The sequence below is a fragment of the Gloeocapsa sp. DLM2.Bin57 genome (assembly GCA_007693955.1).
GTDB lineage: Bacteria > Cyanobacteriota > Cyanobacteriia > Cyanobacteriales > Gloeocapsaceae > Gloeocapsa.
In genome coordinates, this window is record RECR01000073.1 from 1 (window position 1) to 22,119 (window position 22,119).

General features: G+C 40.2%; 18 protein-coding genes and 1 pseudogene. 12 read left to right on the forward strand and 7 right to left on the reverse strand.

The features are described 5' to 3' along the window. Positions 1-207 precede the first annotated feature (207 nt). The 8 genes from EA365_09375 (at position 208) to EA365_09410 (ending at position 9,780) form a co-directional block, all read left to right on the forward strand. Positions 208-933, forward strand: a complete 726-nt coding sequence (locus tag EA365_09375) for a heme oxygenase (biliverdin-producing) (protein ID TVQ44751.1) — start codon at positions 208-210, stop codon at positions 931-933. Between the two features lie 121 nt (positions 934-1,054). Next, positions 1,055-2,542 carry a C-3',4' desaturase CrtD gene (gene crtD / locus EA365_09380; protein TVQ44752.1) on the forward strand — a complete coding sequence of 496 codons (1,488 nt, stop codon included), beginning with the start codon at positions 1,055-1,057 and terminating at the stop codon, positions 2,540-2,542. A 7-nt stretch (positions 2,543-2,549) separates the two neighbouring features. Beyond that, positions 2,550-2,981, forward strand: coding sequence for an ATP-dependent zinc protease (locus EA365_09385; protein TVQ44753.1), 432 nt, complete (start codon positions 2,550-2,552; stop codon positions 2,979-2,981). A 22-nt stretch (positions 2,982-3,003) separates the two neighbouring features. After that, entirely contained in the window at positions 3,004-3,909 is a 906-nt protein-coding gene (locus tag EA365_09390) for a 30S ribosomal protein S6--L-glutamate ligase (GenBank protein ID TVQ44754.1), read from the forward strand. Between the two features lie 95 nt (positions 3,910-4,004). Then, a complete protein-coding gene (locus tag EA365_09395) occupies positions 4,005-4,826 on the forward strand; it encodes a DUF3598 family protein (protein ID TVQ44755.1) in 822 nt (273 codons plus the stop codon). A gap of 17 nt (positions 4,827-4,843) precedes the next feature. Next, the gene (locus tag EA365_09400) at positions 4,844-7,777 is read left to right on the forward strand and encodes a calcium-translocating P-type ATPase, PMCA-type (protein ID TVQ44756.1); all 2,934 of its coding nucleotides are present in this window, start codon (positions 4,844-4,846) and stop codon (positions 7,775-7,777) included. A 120-nt stretch (positions 7,778-7,897) separates the two neighbouring features. Next, entirely contained in the window at positions 7,898-8,464 is a 567-nt protein-coding gene (locus tag EA365_09405; GenBank protein TVQ44757.1) for a stress response protein, read from the forward strand. Positions 8,465-8,496: 32 nt separating this feature from the next. Next, positions 8,497-9,780, forward strand: coding sequence for a sensor histidine kinase (locus EA365_09410; protein ID TVQ44758.1), 1,284 nt, complete (start codon positions 8,497-8,499; stop codon positions 9,778-9,780). 25 nt (positions 9,781-9,805) lie between these two features. On the opposite strand, the gene clpP is transcribed toward EA365_09410, so the two are convergent. From clpP to EA365_09425, 3 genes are read right to left on the reverse strand one after another with little or no spacing between them, the layout of a single operon-like run. Continuing rightward, positions 9,806-10,414 carry an ATP-dependent Clp endopeptidase proteolytic subunit ClpP gene (clpP, locus tag EA365_09415; protein ID TVQ44759.1) on the reverse strand — a complete coding sequence of 203 codons (609 nt, stop codon included), beginning with the start codon at positions 10,412-10,414 and terminating at the stop codon, positions 9,806-9,808. A gap of 51 nt (positions 10,415-10,465) precedes the next feature. Continuing rightward, positions 10,466-11,413, reverse strand: a complete 948-nt coding sequence (locus tag EA365_09420; GenBank protein TVQ44760.1) for an alpha-E domain-containing protein — start codon at positions 11,411-11,413, stop codon at positions 10,466-10,468. A gap of 8 nt (positions 11,414-11,421) precedes the next feature. After that, entirely contained in the window at positions 11,422-12,870 is a 1,449-nt protein-coding gene (locus EA365_09425; GenBank protein ID TVQ44761.1) for a circularly permuted type 2 ATP-grasp protein, read from the reverse strand. A gap of 45 nt (positions 12,871-12,915) precedes the next feature. Here EA365_09425 and EA365_09430 point away from each other — a divergent pair, with 45 nt between their 5' ends. Genes EA365_09430 through EA365_09445 form a run of 4 tightly spaced genes read left to right on the forward strand, consistent with a single transcriptional unit; the run spans position 12,916 to position 17,432 of the window. Beyond that, on the forward strand, positions 12,916-13,293 hold the full coding sequence (locus EA365_09430; GenBank protein TVQ44762.1) for a DUF1622 domain-containing protein: 378 nt from the start codon (positions 12,916-12,918) through the stop codon (positions 13,291-13,293). A gap of 26 nt (positions 13,294-13,319) precedes the next feature. Then, positions 13,320-13,949 carry a bifunctional phosphoribosyl-AMP cyclohydrolase/phosphoribosyl-ATP diphosphatase HisIE gene (locus EA365_09435; GenBank protein TVQ44767.1) on the forward strand — a complete coding sequence of 210 codons (630 nt, stop codon included), beginning with the start codon at positions 13,320-13,322 and terminating at the stop codon, positions 13,947-13,949. Positions 13,950-13,955: 6 nt separating this feature from the next. Next, a complete protein-coding gene (locus tag EA365_09440) occupies positions 13,956-16,169 on the forward strand; it encodes a glycoside hydrolase (GenBank protein ID TVQ44763.1) in 2,214 nt (737 codons plus the stop codon). Positions 16,170-16,208: 39 nt separating this feature from the next. After that, positions 16,209-17,432, forward strand: a complete 1,224-nt coding sequence (locus tag EA365_09445) for a glycosyltransferase (protein ID TVQ44764.1) — start codon at positions 16,209-16,211, stop codon at positions 17,430-17,432. A 7-nt stretch (positions 17,433-17,439) separates the two neighbouring features. On the opposite strand, the gene EA365_09450 is transcribed toward EA365_09445, so the two are convergent. The 4 genes and pseudogenes from EA365_09450 to EA365_09465 all read right to left on the reverse strand — a co-directional run bounded on the left by EA365_09450 (position 17,440) and on the right by EA365_09465 (position 21,770). Continuing rightward, the gene (locus tag EA365_09450) at positions 17,440-17,811 is read right to left on the reverse strand and encodes a DUF2237 domain-containing protein (GenBank protein ID TVQ44768.1); all 372 of its coding nucleotides are present in this window, start codon (positions 17,809-17,811) and stop codon (positions 17,440-17,442) included. A 2-nt stretch (positions 17,812-17,813) separates the two neighbouring features. After that, complete coding sequence (cphA, locus tag EA365_09455; protein TVQ44765.1) at positions 17,814-20,432, reverse strand: cyanophycin synthetase; 2,619 nt, start codon at positions 20,430-20,432, stop codon at positions 17,814-17,816. Positions 20,433-20,528: 96 nt separating this feature from the next. Next, positions 20,529-21,377, reverse strand: a complete 849-nt coding sequence (locus EA365_09460) for a cyanophycinase (protein TVQ44766.1) — start codon at positions 21,375-21,377, stop codon at positions 20,529-20,531. A 141-nt stretch (positions 21,378-21,518) separates the two neighbouring features. Beyond that, positions 21,519-21,770, reverse strand: a pseudogene (locus EA365_09465) (hypothetical protein). Positions 21,771-22,119 lie beyond the last annotated feature (349 nt).

The window sequence follows — 22,119 nt, forward strand, 5'->3', positions numbered from 1 at the left end:
TAATTAAAAAAGTGGGGATGGGCATCGCCTCACTCAAAAACGGTCAATCATCTCTTAAGGTGAAAGACAAGAAGCCTACACCATAATCTTTGATTTGGTGTAGGAGTATGTCACTTATATAAAATGTAAGAAAACTTAACCTCAATCCTTAGCAAATAGGTTTAAGCTACAAGATTAGGCAGACTCTTAACATAGCATTAAAACAAGATGAGTACAAATTTAGCAACTTTATTACGCGAAGGAACAAAAAAATCTCACACCATGGCGGAAAATGTTGGTTTCGTCAAGTGTTTTTTAAAAGGCGTTGTCGAAAAAACCTCCTACCGTAAACTAGTCAGTAACCTCTACTTCGTCTATCAAGCTATGGAAGAGGAGATGGCTAAACTCAAAGACCATCCCATAGTTGGTCAAATCTATTTTTCTGAGTTAAACAGAGAAAAAAGCCTAGAAAAAGACTTATATTATTACTATGGTCCTAATTGGCGTCAAGAAATTAAACTCTCTCCCGCAGGAGAAGCTTATGTAGAACGCATCCATACTATAGCTAGCCAACAACCTGAATTATTGGTGGCACATTCCTATACTCGCTACCTCGGGGATTTATCTGGTGGACAAATTCTCAAAAAAATCGCCCAACAAGCGATGAATTTAGAAGAGGGATCAGGTACTGCTTTCTACGAATTTGAGAATATCTCTGATGAAAAAGCCTTTAAAACTCAATATCGTCAAGCACTCAATGAGTTAGATGTAGATCAAGCAACCGCAGATCAAATCGTTGTGGAAGCTAACGAAGCGTTTAAAATGAACATGAAAATGTTCCAAGAATTAGAAGGTAATTTAATTAAAGCTATTGGGATCATGCTCTTTAATACCTTGACCAGACGTCGTAGTCGTGGTAGCACTGATAGTGATTTAGCAACTGTTTCCGAATAAACAGATTTTGTCCTCAAGCTACAAGATAAATTGTCTTTGACTGTCTTGTAGCTTTTTTTTGGGCAAATTAAGCTTAATTTTCTTTACAATTGTTAATGAGAGTATAAAGAAATGTTAAGCAGTGAAACAAGACAAAGTCATCGTTATTGGAGCAGGGATAGGAGGTTTAACCGCGGGTGCGTTGCTAGCGCGTCATGGTTATGATGTCAGTATTTATGAACAAGCTTATGTACCAGGGGGCTGCGCGTCAACCTTTAAGCGCAAAGGTTTTACCTTTGACGTGGGGGCTACTCAAGTAGCAGGCTTAGAGCCAGGAGGAATACACGATCGCCTGTTTAAAGAATTAGGAGTAGAATCTCCTCGGGGTAAAATTTGTAACCCTGCTTGTGCGGTATTTCTCCCTGATGAAACCGAACCAATTAACGTGTGGAGGGATCAGGAAAAATGGCAAATGGAGAGAAATAGACAGTTTCCGGGAAGTGAGAGATTTTGGCAACTCTTAAACCGTTTATTTGAGATTAGTTGGCGTTTTCAAGAAAGAGAACCAGTTTTACCTCCACGCAATCCCTGGGATTTAACCGAATTAATCAAAGCTGTGCGTCTTGATACTTTGATTACTGTACCATTTGCTTTAATGACAGTGGGGGATATTTTACGTCTTTATGGCTTAGATGGCAATCGTCGTCTAAGCACTTTTCTTGATTTACAATTAAAACTCTACTCACAAGTTGACGCCAATGCAACCGCCTTACTCTACGCAGCCACAGCTTTAAGCGTTTCCCAAGCACCCCAGGGATTATTTCACCTTTACGGAAGTATGCAAGTCTTGAGCGATCGCCTGGTGGAAGCCTTAACCAAACACGGTGGTAAACTTTACTATGGTCACCGAGTGGAACAAATACACAGAGAAGGTAACCAGGTTAAAGCAGTAACCATAGGTAACCTTAAAACCCAACAAATCTGGCAAGAAGAAGCCTCTCATATAGTAGGTAACCTGACAGTACAAAACCTAGTCAAACTAGTTAACCTACCCAACTACGCTAAACGTGTAGCCAAACTTCCCCCCTCTTCAGGAGCATTTGTAGTTTATCTAGGAGTCGAACCAGAAGCTATACCCAGTAATTGTCCTCCTCACCTCCAATTTCTCTATGATTATACAGGACCAATAGGAGAAAACAACTCTCTGTTCGTTTCTGTCAGTCAACCAGGAGATGGACGCGCACCAGCAGGAAAAGCGACTATTATCGCCTCCTCCTTTACCGAAGTTTCCCGTTGGTGGCAAGGTAGTGAAGAAGAATATCAACAACTTAAACAACAATATACCGAAGAAGCGATCGCTCGTTTAAGTAATTACTTTACACTCTCACCAGCAACAATTATTCATCAAGAATCAGCCACACCCCGTACCTTTGCCAGATATACTGCTAGAGAACAGGGAATAGTAGGAGGAATCGGTCAAAGACTTAGTACTTTTGGTCCATTTGGTTTCGCTACCCGTACTCCTTTAAGTAATCTCTGGCTAGTTGGTGATTCAGTTCACCCAGGAGAAGGTACAGCAGGAGTTAGCTACTCTGCAGCTACTGTAGTTAAACAAATTCTCTCTAGTTAATCAACGTATGATTAAAAAAACTCTAACTACCATTGGTTGGCGAGAAATTATCGCCTTACCAGAGTTAAATATTCCTTCCATTAAAGCTAAAATCGATACAGGTGCTCGAACATCAGCACTTCATGCTTTCCATATCCAGGAATTTTACCTTGATGACAAACCAATGGTCAGTTTTCAGGTTCACCCCCATCAGAAAGACACTCACCACACCGTTACTGCAATCGCTGAATTATTAGGCTATAAAGAAGTGAGAAATTCTGGGGGTCACCTGCAAAATCGACCAGTGATTAAAACCAAAGTAGAAGTCAATGGTAGTAGTTGGAAGATTGAGGTAACCCTAACCAATCGTGATTTAATGGGATTTCGGATGCTTCTAGGTCGTCAAGCATTACGAGGACATTTTATCGTAGATCCAGGGCGATCGTTTCTGCTGAGTTAATCTATTTTTACAGTTAAAGACAATGAAAATCGCTATTTTGTCACAAGATTCTAGTTTATATTCCACAAGACGTCTGAAAGAAGCAGGAGAAGCTGAAGGTCACGAAATACAGATAATTAATTATTTACGTTGCTATATGAATATAACGGCTCATAAACCAACGATTATGTATAAAGGGAAACCTTTAGAGAACTTTGACGCGGTTATACCTCGGATTGGTGCTTCTCGCACCTTTTATGGAACAGCAGTAGTCAGACAATTTGAGGTAATGGGGGTGTTTAGTGCTAACGATTCTCAAGCGATATCTCGCTCTCGCGATAAACTACGCTGTTTACAATTACTAGCCCGCAAAGGCATAGGGTTACCCGTAACAGGATGTGCACACGCTACAGAAGATATCGATGGTTTAATTGAAAGCGTTGGGGGAGCACCTGTAGTAATTAAACTTTTAGAAGGTACTCAGGGTATTGGAGTAGTGTTAGCAGAAACTCATCAAGCAGCTAAATCAGTCATCGAAGCCTTTCGGGGTTTAGACGCTAATATCTTGGTGCAAGAATATATCAAAGAAGCCCAGGGGGCTGATATTCGTTGTTTTGTGATCGGTGATAAAGTGGTAGCTTCTATGAAACGCCAGGGTTTAGAGGGAGAATTTCGCTCTAATCTCCACCGAGGGGGTAAAGCTGAAAAAATTAAACTGACACCAGAAGAAAGGAGTACAGCGGTACGCGCGGTTAAAGCTATGGGTTTAGGGGTAGCAGGAGTAGATTTACTACGATCCAATCACGGTGCGTTGGTGTTAGAAGTCAATTCTTCTCCAGGTTTAGAAGGAATCGAAGCAGCAACAGATATTAATGTAGCAGGGAAGATCATTGATTTTGTCACTAAAAGTGCTATGCAGGTAAAAAACCGCGCCGATTCACAATATTAATCTTATTTTTTATTTAAATCGGCAACACCATCAAAAAGCATCCACAAACCACCTAAAACGATTACAACAGCTAAAATTACCAGAATTGTATCCATATGGCTAAATCTCAATGGGAATGTTTATTAGAAAATTTGGGCGAATGGTATGGTTCATTTACTCGCTTATCCCCTACAGGAGAAATAAAAGAAGATACCCCTACCATCGTATCTCTAGAGGGACGGGATGACAATCAAACTATCCACCAAGTGGTTCGCTATCTCCCCCCTAATCAACCACCACAGGAAACTGTACTTACCTATAGCTCCTTAAGTCGTAATATTTTATTCAGGGAAAATGGGGCTTTTTCTCAAGGTTCATTATTTTGGTCACCCTGGAGTCAATGTGGAGCAGAATTGGGCTTAATTAATGGCGATCGCCGTTTGCGGCTTGTTATCTTATTTAATCAAGGTTCTCAACCTACTTCTCTAACTCTAATTCGGGAAAAACTACCTCATAGTAATCAACCAGAAAACCCCCCTTTAACCATAGAACAACTCTTAGGGACTTGGCAAGGTACAGCAACTACTATCTCTACTGATTTTAGTCAATCTCCCATTCAGACAACCCAACTAGTCATAACTAGAGAAAATAACCAATTAAGCCAAAAACTCAGTTTTGCCCAAAGAACCATTACTTCAGTAGCGCAGATTAAAAATTGTATAATAGAGTTTGAAACTAGTAAACCACCCGTACGAGTATTACTCTTACCCGATGGTGCTTCCGCTGCTTTTCCTTTGGCGATTGAACCTGGAGTACCCTTTTTTCTAGAAATAGGTTGGTTAATCAAACCCACAATTAGACAGCGATTAATCCGCAACTATAACTCAAAAGGAGAATGGACTGGTTTAACTTTCGTCCAAGAAAATCTGACTGACTAACATAAAGGCAAAAATTTATGACCACAACGGACAAATATAAACCGACAAATCTAACTCTTACAGGATTAACCCCCCAAGAAGTAGAAACTAGTAGAGCAAAATCTGGTACTAATCTGATTACGCCACCACCGAGTAACCCTTGGTGGGAATTACTATTAGAGAAATTTGCAGATCCTATCGTTAGAATACTACTGATCGCAGCTCTTCTAGCTATTGGTGTCGGTATCATTGATGGAACTTATCTCGAAGGTGTGGGAATTATCGTCGCCATACTTTTGGCTACCTTTGTAGCTTTTATCAATGAATATAAGGCTAACCAAGAATTTGATATTCTCAATCAAACCAACAATTCTGAACCAATCGAAGTCTTGCGCAATGGACAGTTTACCACTATTCCTAAACAAGATATCGTAGTGGGAGATTTGGTGATTATCTCCACCGGACAAGAAATACCCGCAGATGGAGAAATTATCGAAGGGGTAACCCTGAAAGTAGATGAGTCCAAGTTAACGGGAGAAGATCGCCCTGTTAATAAATATAGCTCTACAGAAGCAACCACCAAGGAGGAAAGTGATACCGCTTATCCCTCAGATAAATTACTACGTGGAACAATAGTAGTTAATGGTCACGGTATGATTAAAGTGACAGCGGTAGGAGATAGCACCGAAATAGGTAAGACAGCTAAAGCTATTCAAACTATCGAACAGGTAGAAACTCCCCTGAATCTACAATTAGATCGCCTCAGTAGATTAATAGGAGTGTTAGGATTGGCGATCGCCGTTCTTATTGATATCGCTTTAGTAGCCAGAGGTGTAATTACCGAAGAGATTATACTCACAGCAGGACAATGGTATTTAGTAGGGATAGTCGTAACAGGATTAGTGGTAGCTTTAGTCTGTATCTGGTTACCTATCGTTTATGACGGAATCGAATTAAGCGGTAAAGACATCGAACAACCCGAATGGTTAGCCTCGGCGACTTTAACTACCTGGTTAGGAACGATCGCCCTAGGATTAGGAATAGCAGCAGGAGGAATCGCGATTATCTATAATCTCGGTTTAATTCCAGCCAACCCAGCAGATTGGATACCCACAGATGTAGCTACTACCTTCTTAACCTACTTTATGATCGCCGTAGCGGTAATCGTAGTAGCAGTACCCGAAGGACTCGCTCTCAGCGTTACCCTGAGTCTAGCTTATAGTATGCAAAAAATGACTCAGCAAAATAACTTGGTGCGTACTATGAACGCTTGCGAAACCATCGGCGCAGCTACGGTAATCTGTTCTGATAAAACGGGAACTCTTACTCAGAATAAAATGTGTGTCAGTGAAGTAAATTTCCCCGAAATTACTACCAATGAAGCTAATCTAGATAGTACAATGGCAGGTCAATTAGTCGTTGAAGCGATCGCCGTTAATAGTACAGCCAACTTAGACCGTAATCAAGAAGTTAAGATTCTCGGTAACCCTACCGAAGGTGCACTCTTACTCTGGCTAGAAGAGAGAGGTTTTGATTATCTCAAATACAGAAATGAATTTAAACTACTCAATCAACTAACCTTCTCCTCAGAAAAAAAATACATGGCTACCTGGGGTATCTCTTCCTGGAATCAGGAACAAGTCTTATACGTTAAAGGTGCACCAGATCTCCTCCTGCAAAACTGTCAACAAATTCTTACCCCTGAAGGTGTACAACCTCTAAATGACCAGATTAGAGCAGAATTAACCGCTAATCTGCAAAAATACGAGGCTAAAGGGAAAAGAACTCTGGCTTTTGCTTATGCACTAGGAACAGAAGATTACCAAGAAGACCTAGATGTCAAAAAATACACCGCTAACCTGACTTGGTTAGGTTTTATAGCTATTACAGACCCCATACGCCCTGAAGTACCTCAAGCCGTGGCTATGTGTAATAAAGCGGGTATCGAAGTAAAAATGATTACAGGTGATAGTCATCTAACGGCTTTAGAAATAGCCCACGAAATCGGGATACTTCCTGCAGATGATTATCAATCCTATATTCTCGGTCCTGATTTCCGCGCTATGGATGACGAACAAGCCCTAACTGCCATTAGAAAAGCTAAAGTAGTAGCCCGCGCCCGTCCTCAAGATAAACAACGCATCGTACAATTATTGCAAAGTGATGGACAAGTAGTAGCAGTTACAGGAGACGGAACCAACGACGCACCAGCCCTTAAACAAGCACAAGTGGGCTTAGCTATGGGTAAAATTGGTACTTCTGTAGCTAAAGACGCTAGTGATATTATTATCCTTGATGACTCCTTCGGTAGCATCGAATTAGGGGTAATGTGGGGGCGATCGCTTTACCAAAACATCCAGAAGTTTATTCTCTTCCAATTAACCATTAACGTAGCTGCTTGTGGTATCGCTTTACTTGGTCCTTTTATCGGTGTTAATCTCCCCTTTACTGTTACCCAATTACTCTGGATTAACCTGATTATGGATACTTTCGCAGCATTAGCCTTAGCAACTGAACCACCTAGTCAGAAGGTAATGGAAATTCCACCTCGAAACTCCGATGAATTTATTATCTCTAAAGCCATGGCAGCTAATATCTTTACTTTAGCTCCTATTTTCTTAGTGATCTTCGTGGCTTTTCTTCTCTATATCCAAAGAGATGGTGTCGTGGATACCTACGAATTATCCCTCTTCTTTAGCACTTTTGTGATGCTCCAGTTTTGGAATATGTTTAACGCCAAAACCTTTGGACTCAAAGAATCAGCCTTTAGTAATATCGCTAATAACCAAGGATTCCTGGCGATCGCTTTAATTATCTTCATCGGTCAGATTTTGATGGTTCAATTAGGTGGTGATGTCTTCCGAACTGTACCTCTATCTTGGCGAGATTGGCTAATTATTATCGCCTCTACTTCCCTTATTCTCTGGATTGGGGAAATCTCCCGCTTCTTCTCTAGACTGAAATCTGCTTAATTCTGCTCAACCTCCTCTTACCCTAGGGGAGGAATTTAAGCTTTTTTTAATCTGTGATAACCTGAGTTGAGTTTATAATTGTAGTTAGAAACTAGCTAGACAAGACTAGAGGTATTAACAATGGTAGAGTTGAAAGCAAAAGTAGTCCTCAAGCAAAAAGGTGAAGAAGCCTATATAACAGTTAAACAACTGATGGTTCTCTTAAAATGGACAGCTAGTGTAGATTTAGATTTAATGGCTTTCTATGAAACCAAAGACGGTAGAAAAGGTGGTGTCTTCTCTGATAACTATCCTGGAGGAAGTCTCGGTAGTCTAAACGAGTTCCCCTATATTCAACTTAGTGGCGATCAAGGGGTAGGTGCTACGGGTGGAGATAACCAAGAGGTGATCAGAATCACTAAATTAGACGATATCGCTACAGTCTATATCTGTACCCTCAATTATACCGACGCATCCGAAAAAAGAGACACTTCTTTTAGTGAATATGATGGTGGTATTACCGTTGTTAATGAGATAGGAGAATCCATCGGAGTTCCTCTTGATTCTCAACAATCTGGACAAGTAGCGGTTATCGCCAAAATCGATAATACTAGCCCTATTGGTGCTAAGTTAATTAACGAAAATAAAATTCTTGATTTGGGAACTTTTGTTAGTACTATTCCTGGAGCAAATTTATTAGTTAGTTAATATATACTCTCCCTCCCCCTCGTAGGGATATAATGTTTCAAACTATCCGCTTTCGTCTAGCACTTTGGTACACTATTACCACAGCGGTTTTAATCTTATTATTCGCTACTGGAGTCTATCTATATGTACGCTCTACTCTAGTAGAAAGAATCGACGATACACTAGAACACGTTGTGGAATTAATGGAACGATCCTTATTACTAGAAGGAGTCAGAAACTCCGCTAATATCCCTCGAGTCAATGAGTCATCCCTAGAAGACGATCGCCTTGAGGTAGAGTGGTTTGACAGCGATCGCCATTTAGTTTGGAGTACTTTTACTCAACCCCTAGCAATTCCCCTGACTCCTAGTATCTATGCTAAAACTGTATCTCTCAACAATAATGAACAGTTTAGACAGATAACTAAGATGATCGTGATTGATAATCAACCATGGGGTTATCTGAGGGTTAGTCATCCCTGGTTTGAAGTAAGTAAACCTAGTCGTCTTTTAATCAGGGATTTAAGCTTAGGAAGTAGTCTGATGATCGCTTGTGTAGCAGCTTCAGGGTGGTTGTTATCAGGAATAGCTATTAAACCAGTAATCGAATCCTATCAAAGTTTACGCCAATTTACCGCTGATGCTTCTCACGAATTGCGCAACCCCCTAGCGATGATTCAAGCTAATGTCCAAATGGCTTTAGCCGAGGAAAAAGACGGGAAATTAAACCTAGATCCGCAACAATTAAGAGTAATCGAGAGAATAACCCAAAGATTAGGACGTTTAGTCAATGATTTGTTGTTTCTAGCCCGCGCAGATAGCGGAATGACCCAAATGGTGACTCAACCTGTTCCCCTAGACGCTTTGTTAATCGAAGTAATCGAAGAACAACGTATTTTCGCTCAACAAAAAGGTATTGATTTAGACTTAGAATTAACCGAGGAAGATTTAGAATCAGAGCCATTTACCATTGAGGGGGATTGGGATCAATTAGCGCGTTTATTTACCAATTTGATTAGTAATAGTATTGCCTATAGTCAAAATGTAATAAAAGTGAAAGTAGTTAGAATCAAAAAAGGTAATCGTTATCATGTACAGGTACAAGTAAGCGATCGCGGTTGTGGGATACCATCTGAAGCCCTTCCCCATATTTTTGAACGCTTTTATCGTCTTGATACAGTACGTACTCACGTCAATGGTACTGGTTTAGGATTGGCGATCGCTCTTGCTATAGTAGAAAATCACCAAGGACAAATTAAAGTAGAAAGTCAACCTAATCAAGGTACAACATTTACTGTAACTTTTGAAAAAATGAGGAAGGAAAGGGGGACGGAGTAACGAGCACCCCCTACTCCGCTCTTAATTAACTAGCTACCAGAGGAGGATTACTAGCTGAAGGATGACGGTTAATCACCTGATCAATTAAACCATATTCTTTAGCTTGTTCGGGAGACATAAAATAATCTCTTTCTGTATCTTCTTCTACAGTTTCTAGGGGTTTATTGGTATGATGAGCTAGATACAAGTTCAGTTTTTTCTTGATATAAAGAATTTCTCTAGCTTGAATAGCGATATCTGCGGCTTGTCCTTGCGCTCCCCCTAGGGGTTGGTGAATCATAATACGAGAATTGGGTAAACTCATGCGTTTTCCTCGCGCTCCACCACTGAGAAGAAAAGCACCCATACTAGCAGCTAAACCAATACAGATAGTGGAGACATCGGGTTTAATTTGATTCATGGTATCAAAGATACCTAAACCCGCAGATACAGATCCTCCTGGAGAATTGATATAGAGATAAACGTCTTTTTCGGGATCTTCTGCTTCCAAAAAGAGTAACTGAGCCACAATTCTATTAGCTAAGTCGTCGTTTACCTCTTCTCCGAGAAAAATTATTCTTTCGCGCAACAGACGAGAATAAATATCAAAAGCGCGTTCACCACGACCTGAACTTTCAATTACGGTTGGAATCATCAATTTATCTTAGCTTACCTTTTCTTTTCATTGTAGCCATATTTAGCTGATTCAGTCGTCATAAACCTTAAAGAAGGTCTCGGTAATCTCTTTACCGATGGTATTAATCTTGGTTTGTAGTTTATCAAGAAATTGATGTAAACCGTCTTCCATCACATCCTCCATGGTTGTATAGCCCAATTCGGCACAGATACGACCTAGGGTTCTTTCTGATCCATTAGACCAAGTACCTACAGGCGTATTAGTAATTTGATGGAGAGATTGTTGTGTTTGGTAAAGACAAAAATAAATTGAACGGGGAAACTCTCGGTTTAAGATCAAGAATTCAGCAACACTATTAGGGGTAATACGATGTTGACTTTTACGGTACATTTCATAACCACTAGCGGATTTCAACAAAGCGATCCACTGAATTTGGTCGAGAGGAGTACCTACCCATTCGATCGAGGGTAATAAATAAAAATACTTTACGTCTATAATCCGAGTAGTTTTATCCGCGCGTTCAATTAACCTCCCCATTTGTCCAAAATGCCAACCATCGTTATGACTCATAGTCGCATCCATCACTCCTGCGAAGCGGTGACTAGCCAATTTTACTTCCGTAAAAAAGTCAATCAGGTTAACCGATATGGAGGTTTTGGCACTATCATTAACAAGATGGTAGAAGTTATTTACTTCTTGCCACATTTCCGAGGAAATAATCTCACGAATGGAACGAGCATTTTCTCTAGCGCGATTTAAACAAGAGAGAATCGAGTTAGGGTATTCTGAGTCAAAAGTCAGAAAATTAATCACATTTTCCGATGTTCCCCCACCATAACTACTTTGAAACTGAGACATATCCCCTGTGGTAGTTACCAAAGGTTCCCACTGTTGCTGAATTCCTGCAGGTAAATCTAGCATCAAATTGAAATTAACATCGATAAAACGAGCCACATTTTCCGCACGTTCGATGTAACGATTAAGCCAATAGATAGAATCTGCTACTCTACTTAACATAGTTATTTTTACTGATTGAGTACCCACGTATCCTTACTGCCACCACCTTGAGAAGAATTTACCACTAGAGAGCCTTTTTGCAAAGCTACACGGGTTAAACCTCCTGGATGGACATAAATATTATCCCCACCGTGGAGGATATAGGGACGTAAATCTACATGACGTCCTTCGATAGTCATTCCCTGATCATCGCTGATTAAGGTCGGTACTCGCGATAGACTCAAGGTAGGTTGAGCGATATAATTACGCGGGTTAGCGATGATCTTTTCGGCGAATTCTTCCCTCTCGGCGGGGGTTGCTGTTTTCCCCATCAGCATACCGTAACCTCCTGCTTCGTTAGCTGATTTGACTACTAACTGATCTAGGTGAGAAAGCACGTATTCTCGATCTTGGTCTCGCCAACAGAGATAAGTAGGAACATTGGGGATAATTTGGTCTTCACCGAGGTAATAGCGAATCATTTCGGGTACATAAGCATAGACTACCTTATCATCAGCTACCCCTGTCCCTGGGGCATTAGCTAAGGCTACACGTCCTTGACGATATACTTCCATTAGTCCGGGAACTCCTAAGAGTGAGTCGGAACGAAATACTAAAGGATCTAAAAATATATCATCTACACGACGATAGATCACATCTACTCTGCGTAAACCTTTGGTTGTCCGCATCTGTAAATAACCATCTACTACCACTAAGTCTCTACCTTCGACTAATTCTACTCCCATTTGTTGGGCTAAAAAGGAATGTTCAAAGTAAGCAGAATTATAAATACCAGGTGTCATTACCACTACCGTTGGACTGGGTAAATGGGGAGGGGCTAAATCTAAGAGGGTATCGAGTAGGTGACTGGGGTAGTCGTCTATGGGTTTAATCGCTAGGGTTTGAAAAATTGAGGTAAAGGTACTTTTCATCACCCGACGATTTTCTAAAACATAAGATATACCTGAAGGTACGCGCAAGTTATCTTCTAAAACGTACCATTGTCCATCGTTGTGACGAATCAGGTCTGTTCCCGTAATTTGACACCAAACTCCTTTGGCTGGTTTTATACCTGCACAGGGTTTGAGATAGCTAGTGGCTGAGTAGATAATTTCACTGGGTATAACTCCATCAGCGATAATCTTCTGTTCCCCATAAATGTCGTTGAGAAAGAGGTTTAAGGCTTGAATTCTTTGTTTTAGTCCTTTTTCTAACCATTGCCACTCGGAGGCTTCAATAATGCGGGGAATAACGTCAAAGGGAAAGACTCTCTCGATACCTTGATTATCACTATAAACATTAAAGGTTACACCTAGATTATACAATGCTCTTTGGGCTGTTTCGCGATTCTGGTAAAGTTGTTCTAGGGGTAATTGTTTAATCCATTCAATTAATGAAGCAGCGTGAGGTCTAGGTTGACCGGGACTGAGAAAGAGTTCGTCATAAAAGTCTTCTGGGTCATAGGTGGCTAGGGACACGGCTAATTCTCCTACAATTTAATTTATTATCTTATCTTATTGGTGATGGAACATTTTTTCTTACATGGTCTAGAAGGTTTAGAGGCTTCTCTATTTTTACTGGTTAGATTGATTAAGTTATTTCTAGAGGCGATCGCCGTTTTTTGTGTTTTCTATGGGTTATTAAAAACTCTCCATACTGCTTGGCAGTTTCGACGTCGTTATCATGGGGAAATTCCTTTAATTCAATTACGCATTTGTTTTGGTGTTTGGTTGGCTTTTGCTTTAGAATTTCAATTAGGGTCTGATATTTTAGCAACGACGATCGCTCCTAGTTTCGATAGTTTACTGAAGTTAGCCATTATCTCGGTGATTAGGACTTTTTTGAATTATTTTCTCAATCAGGAGTTAGAAAAACAGTTAGAAATGAACAAAAATCGTTAAAATTAAACTGACTAAATGGAGTTGTGCTGATGTCTCTATCTTTACCTTTGGATCAAATTCGCTACAATGAACAGGGATTAGTTCCGGCGATCGCTCAAGATTATCTCGATGGTACTATCTTGATGTTAGCTTGGATGAATCGCGCTTCTTTAGCTAAAACTCTCGACACCAGGGAAGCTTGGTACTGGAGTCGTTCTCGTCAAGAATTATGGCATAAAGGGGCTACCTCGGGACATTTGCAAAAAGTTCAACAGATACGTTATGACTGTGATAGTGATGCTATCTTATTAACTGTAGAACAGGTAGGGGATATTGCTTGTCATACAGGTGAGAGAAGCTGTTTTCATCAACAGGAAACGGGAAAGTCTTTACCTCCTGGTGATGTCCTTTCTGAGTTATTTAAGGTTATCTGCGATCGCCGTGATCACCCCAATGAGAACTCCTATACCTGTAAACTCTTAGAGGGGGGAGATAATCGCATTCTTAAAAAAATTGGGGAAGAATCAGCCGAAGTAGTTATGGCTTGTAAAGATAATGAAAGTGAGGCGATCGCTTCAGAAGTAGCTGATTTACTCTATCATACCCTAGTGGCGATCGCTTATCATCACGTAGATTTACGAGAAGTATATAAAAAGTTACACGAACGTCGTCAATAAAAAATTATGTCTCATCCACTCTATATAGCTTTTATTTGGCATCAACATCAACCTTTATATAAAAATAGTCAGGGAAAATATCTCTTACCTTGGGTTAGATTACACGGAACTAAAGATTATCTGGATTTAGCCTTATTATTATCTAGATATCCTAAGTTACACCAAACGATTAATTTAGTCCCTTCATTAATTTTACAGTTAGAAGACTATATTAAAGGTACAGCTTTTGACCCCTATTTAGAATTAACTTTAACTCCTGAAGAAAACCTGAATCTCAAGCAGAAAGAATATATTATTGAGCATTTTTTTGACGCTAATCATCATACCTTGATTGATCCCCATCCTCGCTATAGCGAATTATATTATCAAAAACAAAATCATGGTGAACAATGGTGTCAGGAAAATTGGACAAAACAAGAATATGCAGACTTATTAGCTTGGCATAATTTAGCCTGGATTGATCCTTTATTTTGGGATGATCCAGAGATAGAACAATGGTTAAAACAAGGCAGAAATTTTAGTTTAAGCGATCGCCAACGGATTATCTCCAAACAACGACAAATTCTCAGTAGAATTATCCCCCAACATAAACAGATGCAAGAAAGGGGACAATTAGAAGTAACTACCACTCCCTACACTCACCCCATTTTACCTCTGTTAGCTGATACTAATTCAGGACGAGTAGCAGTTATGGATATGACTTTACCAGAAAATCGCTTTCAATGGGCCGAGGATATACCCCGACATCTGCGTAAAGCTAAAGCAATGTATGTAGATAGGTTTGGTCAAACTCCAAGGGGATTATGGCCCTCAGAGCAGTCGGTAAGTCCTGAAATATTACCCTATATCGCTAAAGAGGGTTTTAACTGGATTTGTTCGGATGAAGCGGTATTGGGATGGAGTCTCAAACACTTTTTCCATCGGGATGAAACGGGAAATGTCTATGAACCAGAATTACTCTATCAACCCTATCGTTTAGTTACTCCCTATGGAGATTTAAGTATCGTCTTTCGGGATCACCGTCTCTCAGATTTGATTGGATTTAGCTATGGGGGAATGGATGCTAATCACGCTGTAGGTGATTTAATCGGACATCTAGAGGCGATCGCCCGTAGAATCCAACAAAGGGGATTACAAGACGAACCCTGGTTAGTGACTATCGCTTTAGATGGGGAAAACTGTTGGGAATTTTATCAGCAAGATGGGTTACCCTTTTTAAGTACTCTTTATGAACGTCTCAGTCAACAGGATAATCTACAATTAGTAACGGTATCAGAATTTTTAACTAAGTTTCCCCCTAAAACCATCATTCCTAGTCAACAATTACACAGTGGATCTTGGGTTGACGGGAGTTTTACTACCTGGATTGGCGATCCTGTGAAAAATAAAGCTTGGGATTTACTGACTCAAGCAAGACAAGTCTTAGCTAAACATCCTGAAGCAACCGAAGAGAATAACCCCGAGGTTTGGGAAGCGTTATACGCAGCGGAAGGATCTGACTGGTTTTGGTGGTTTGGTGAGGGACATTCTTCTAACCAGGATGCGATCTTTGACCAATTATTCCGAGAACATCTCAAGGGGATTTATCGTTCTCTCAATGAGAAAATACCACCTAATCTCTCTCAACCTGTAGATACTCACCACCAGAAACGAGATCACCTTCCCCAAAGTTTTATCCATCCTGTGATTAATGGTTCAGGGGATGAACAAGACTGGGATAAAGCAGGACGTCTAGAAGTAGGAGGGGCCAGGGGAACGATGCACCGTAGTAGCGTTATTCAACAATTATACTATGGATGGGATCACCTTCATTTTTATGTGCGTTTAGATTTCCAAAGGGGAAGCGATTTAAACCGAGATCTAGCTAGAGAGTTACATCTACTTTGGTATTATCCAGGTATTCCCAAACAGAGTAGCCCGATACCTTTAGCAGGAGTTCCCAATCAATCTCCCCTTAATTATCTCTATCATCACCATCTCGGGATAGATTTACAGAGTCAATCCCTCTGGTTAGAAGAAGCGGGGAATAGTTTCTCCTGGAATCCTCGTTTTACCCGTAGTTATTTAGTGGTTGATCACTGTTTAGAATTAGCTGTACCCTGGTCAGATATTCACGTCCAACCAGATTATAATCTAGAGTTAGTAATGATTTTAGCTAATCAGGGTCACTTCCAGGGTTATTTACCCGAGAATCAGCTAGTTAAGTTAGTAGTTCCCTAGGGGTGTTAAAATTTTTCAAAAATTAGGTAGTTAATCTATATGAGTACAGATAATCAAAGAAGTTTAAGAGTTTTTTATTTTACCGGTCCTGGTACACCTATTGGACCATATCAAAGCTGGAAAAAAGGAGAACTCTATCCCAAGGAATTTAATATACCTTATAGCACTCAGTTTTATGAAATTTGTCAAGAATTAAATTGTCAGGCTTATGTAGTTGGTTTAGGAGAAGAGAAACATGAGATAATTAAAGATGATCAATTTACTGTAGAACATTTACCCAAACCGAAAGTATTTAACAAAAATTCAGGTATCACTTACTATGTAAATGAGATTATTTATGCCTTTATTTTAATCTTCAAAGCTTTAAAATTTAAGGCTAATCTAGTTGTAGGATCAACACCAGTAGGGCTTTTCTTTATCTCATCTATTCTTAACTGGTTTAAAGTTAAGGTTGTGACTCAGAATGGTTGTGTTTTGATAAGCAAAGATGAAAAACAAACATTATTAAGTAAATTGAATCTCAGGCTAGCCATAAAAGCTTATCAAAAATACATTTATAGTTGTTTAAATCATTCAGATGATATAACTAAACAAATTCAACAACTTACAGAAGGTAAACATCCGCCTCTAATTAGATTTATCGCTAAATATCCTAGAAGTCAATTTCTCAAGATTAAAGATCCCGATTTTGATTTACCTACTTTTAACGTTTTGTTTATAGGAAGAATTGAAACTAATAAAGGTGTATTTCTTTTGCTAGAAATAGCCAAACAGTTAGTTGTAGAAGGTAAAAATAACATTAGCTTTGATATCTGTGGAAGTGGTAGTCAGCTTGAAACCTTAAAAGACGCAGTTAAAAACGAGCACCTAGAATCTTCTTTTATTTGTCATGGATTTAGTAATAGACAACAACTAATAGAAAGATTGGGAGAATCCCATATAGTAATAGTTCCAACTTTGAGTAGTTTTATTGAAGGCTACAATCAAGTAGTATTGGAAGGGGTTTTAGCAGGGAGACCTGTGATAACTTCTCAGGTTTGTCCTGCTATCTGGGATGTTAAAGAAGCTGTAGTAGAAGCAGAAATAGATAGTTGGGAAAGTTATAAAGATTGTCTATTAAAACTATACAATCAAAGAGATTTATACGAAGAGAAAAGAAATGCTGCGCTGTCTTTACGAGAACGTTTTTTCGATTCTCCCGAAGTTTTCCAAAATCAGCTTAAAAAAATTATGTTGGAAGTCCAAAAACAAATATCTGATTAAACCTCTATTAATTTTCTACTAAGGAAAACTCCTGCAACTTTTCTAGGGGTACGTATTGAAGAACTGACTCGTGACAAGCTTCAAGAATAATCGGGGGTGCTACCCCCGCTTCTAAAGCTTCTTTCCACCTCAGAACACATAAACACCAGCGATCGCCTGGTTGAAGACCAGGAAAATCATAACCAGGAACAGGGGTAGAGAGATCATTACCTCGTTTTTGACTAAATTCTAGGAATTCAGCGGTTACCTGGGCGCAAACTGTGTGCATTCCATAATCTTCAGGTCCGGTATCACATCTCCCGTTACGATAGAAACCCGTGACAGGAGAGAGACAACAAATCTGTAATTTTGTACCGAGGACGTTTTTAGCTTCCATGATCATTATTTTGATTCACGTTGTTTGATTACAGCGATCGCCGTGGCTACTTTTTCAGGGAAAACGACCACCAAGCCACCCTCTTTTACTATATCTAATCCTGTATTAATCGCCACAGTTTCATCTAGGATAGCTTCATACTTAGCCTCGGGATTTTCAGCGATAATTCCTTTGATAATTAATTCGGCTACTTCTCCTGGTTCACGACCACGGCGATCGTAATCTTCTTTAACGATAATATAGTTAAACATTTGGGCAGAAAGACGACCTAACAGAATCAAATCCTCATCACGGCGATCGCCAGGACCTCCTACCACACCTAACCTATCTCCTTGCCAATTGCGGACAAAACCCCCTACGGCTTCGTAACCGGCAGGATTATGAGCATAATCTACGAGAGCATGATTGCGCCCAAGATTAAACAGATTCATGCGACCGGGGGTTTGATTTTCTGAAGGGACAAAACTACGCAACCCTTGACGAATCAATTCTACATCTACTCCCCCGGCGAAAGCCGCGCCACAAGCTGCTAAAGCGTTAGCGATCATAAACGGCGCCATTCCCGCCATAGTTACAGGGACATTAACCGCTTCTTCCAGACGTAGAGTCCATCCCTCGTGACAAATAGAGAGGTAGCCATTTTCATAAATCGCTGACATATTTCCTCTGCGGTTATGTTCTTGAATAATGGGGTTATCAGGATTCATCGAAAAATAGACTACTTTACATTGTACCTTAGCCGCCATAGCGGCAACAAGGGGGTCATCGGCGTTGAGAACTACATAGCCATTAGGACTAACAGTTTCTGCTACTACTGATTTAACCTTAGCCATATCTTCGATAGTTTCGATATCCCCAATCCCGAGGTGATCTGCTGCTACGTTTAGTACTACCCCTACATCACAGTAATCAAAGGCAATGCCTGATCGTAAAATTCCTCCTCTAGCGGTTTCTAGTACAGCTACTTCTACGGTAGGATCTTTCAGGATAACTTGGGCGCTTTGAGGACCGGTGGTATCCCCTTGTTCTACTACATAATTGTCTATGTAAATACCATCTGTAGTTGTATAACCTACTATTTTACCTGTTTGACGGTAAATATGGGCTAAGAGTCTGGTAGTAGTAGTTTTTCCATTAGTTCCTGTCACCGCTAGAATAGGAATACGAGTGGGATTACCTGGGGGAAAGAGCATATCCAATACAGCTGCGGCTACGTTGCGAGGTAGTCCACTACTAGGGGCTACGTGCATTCTAAAACCAGGGGCCGCGTTAACTTCAACGATTACTCCATCTACTTCCCGTAGGGGTTTACTAATATCGGGGGTAACTATATCAATACCTGCGATATCTAGATTAATAGTTTTAGCGACTCGTTGAGCGATCCAAACGTTCTCGGGGTGGATATCGTCGGTACGATCTATAGCGCTACCTCCCGTACTCAGGTTGGCTGTGGCGCGTAGATAGGCTATTTCCCCTGAAGGTAGGATAGTATCTAGAGTGTAATTTTGTCTTCTGAGTACATCGAGAACTGTTTTATCGATCGTAATTTTAGTTAAAACGTTGTCGTGTCCATCGCCACGATTAGGATCTAAATTGGTAATAGTTACTAATTGTTCTATGGTTGATTGACCATCCCCAATCACGTGGGCTGGAATACGTTCAGAAACCGCGATAACTTTGCCGTTAATTACTAAGACACGATGATCGCTACCTTGATAATAATGTTCGACAATCACTGAGCGAGTTTTTGATTCGCTGCTAGCTAAATCATAGGCTTCTTCTGCTGCTTCCATCGTCTCAATATTGATGGTTATCCCTCTCCCGTGGTTACCGTCTAGGGGTTTAATCACGATGGGAAAACCCCCTAAATCTTCGATCGCTTCTGCTAGTTCATCGAGATAACGAATTACTGTACCTTTGGGTACGGGTATTCCTGCTTCTCTGAGGATACTTTTTGTTCCTTCTTTATCGCAAGCTAACTCTACTGCTAGTATTCCCGTTTGATTGGTTAAAGTTGCTTGGATTCTCTTTTGGTAAACTCCGTAACCGACTTGAATCATTGAGCGAGCACTTAAGGCTAACCAGGGGATTTTTCTGGCTTCTGCTTCTTTGACTATGGAGTCTGTACTCGGTCCTAAGGCTGAATTAGCGTATAAATCCCTAAGATCTTCTAAATCCTGTTGCAGTTCTTCTCTGGGATAAGTCCCTGTTTCGACGATCGCTTTACACAGTCTTACTGCTGCTCTACCTGCGTAGCGTCCTGCTTGTTCGTCTTGGTATTCAAAGACAACGTTATACACTCCCTGGGTGGTTGTTTCTCTGGTACGTCCAAACCCTACCGGCATTCCCGCTAGCTCTTGTAATTCTAATGCTACATGCTCGATTACGTGCCCCATGAGAGTTCCTTCCCTCAGACGTTGGAAGAAACCCCCTCTTTGGCCAGGAGAACAATAATGTTCTTCTAGAGTGGGCATAATTTGGGTTAAGGCTTCATAAAAGCCAGGAATCTGATTAGTGAACGTTTCTGTTAGGTCTTCTAAATCTAGACGCATAACTATCAGTTTATGACGTCTAATGCTCCAATAGTTAGGACCCCGTAGGGTTAGGGTTTTGAGGATCTTCATCTTTTTTCGTGCTAGACACAGGTAGCAAAGTAAGCCATTGTATAGTTTCTCGTTTTCACGTCTTAACTAACTGTTCAGAGTGAACATTTTTTCTGATTAAGCCTTGGGTAAGGTTTGGTGGGTACGAATGTTATAGCGATCGCTGTGAGAGAGAATATGTAGTTTGAGGTTATGGATACTCAAGGGATCTGTTGCTTCTATCTGATTTTGATTAGTATAGGACATATCTCGGGCATCGATGATCATTACTGTACCTTTACCAATTATTGTCATTGTTCCATCTTGACCAAATACTGCACAGGTATCCTCGTCTATTCCTATTCCTAGTCTTTCGGGGTGATTGGAAATCGCACTCAATAATCTGGCCATGCGATTGCGGTTATGAAAGTGTTGATCGACAATAACTTCTGGTATGATACCTAAGCCAATCGCCATATCTACTAAAGCGCGGTTGGGTGATTCTCCACTGCTTCCCCCTGCGATCATATGATGTCCCATCACCGCAGCCCCTGCACTTGTCCCGGCTAGGGTAATCTCTTTTAATTGTACTCTTTGGCGCAATCTTTCCATTAAAGGGGTATCTGCTAATAACCCGCAGAGTCTGAGTTGGTCACCTCCTGTGAGAAAGACTCCTGTACATTCTTCTATGTACTTTTGATAGTCGGGATCTTCTCCTTGAGCGCGATCGCGTATATCTAGCACTTTGAGTTCTTGCGTTCCCATTTCTGTAAAAATACTTACGTAGCGCTCGCCGATTAAGGCAGGCTCTCGCGAGGCTGAAGGAATAATTGCTATTTTAGCCTTGACCCCACCCGAACGTAACCAGAAATGACGCAGGATTTCTTTACCATGTACTTTATCTTCAGCACCCCCGATTACTAAAACAGCGGTTTGGGTTTCTTGTTCTTTTTTTATAGGTTCTAACTCTCTCGTTAACTCTACCATAATTATATTTACAGATCTAGGGAGAACAATTTTGTCAGCTATGAGTCTTTGCCCATTTGCTCTTACTATTTACTCTTTAAAACCTTATAATTTTGCCACAATCATCGTTTTTTGGCAATGCTTTTGCTAAATAGATAGGTTCTATTTTGACATAATCAGAGTTACCAGACCGTCATTTTCAATACTAACCTGCATGATTGCCCCAAATTCCTTTCTACTTTTAAACCACTTTGACGCAGTTTGAGCATGAACTTAGTCATAAATCTATAATGCCGAGATAGCTAGAAAAAGACGCAAGTCTAAACATTTACGCACCATCGAATCAACCTCTGTCTCTGTCTCGGTATTGGTTAATCCTACCAACAGATTTAAGTCTTTACCTATTTTGCCGATGACTTTTTCTGCTAGACTAACTTAAGAAAATGTTACTTGACGATTTTATCTAAATAGTAAGAGCAAAATATTTCTGTTATTATTTAAAAAAAATTAATCAATAAAAGTATTTATGATGACAGGACAAAAAACTAATCATACAGTAATATAATTATTTTCTGGTTGTGGGGGAATGGCTCTTGGCTTTGAAAATGCTGGATTCATTACTAAAGTTTTAGCTTAACCGCGAGAAGCCTCAAGCTTTATTTTCTCAAATAAGCGTGAGATGAATCGCGTCCTTATTTGATTTCATCTTGATTCTGTATATAAGTTTTAAGGGTTGAAATAGTAACACCACCACAACTAGCCA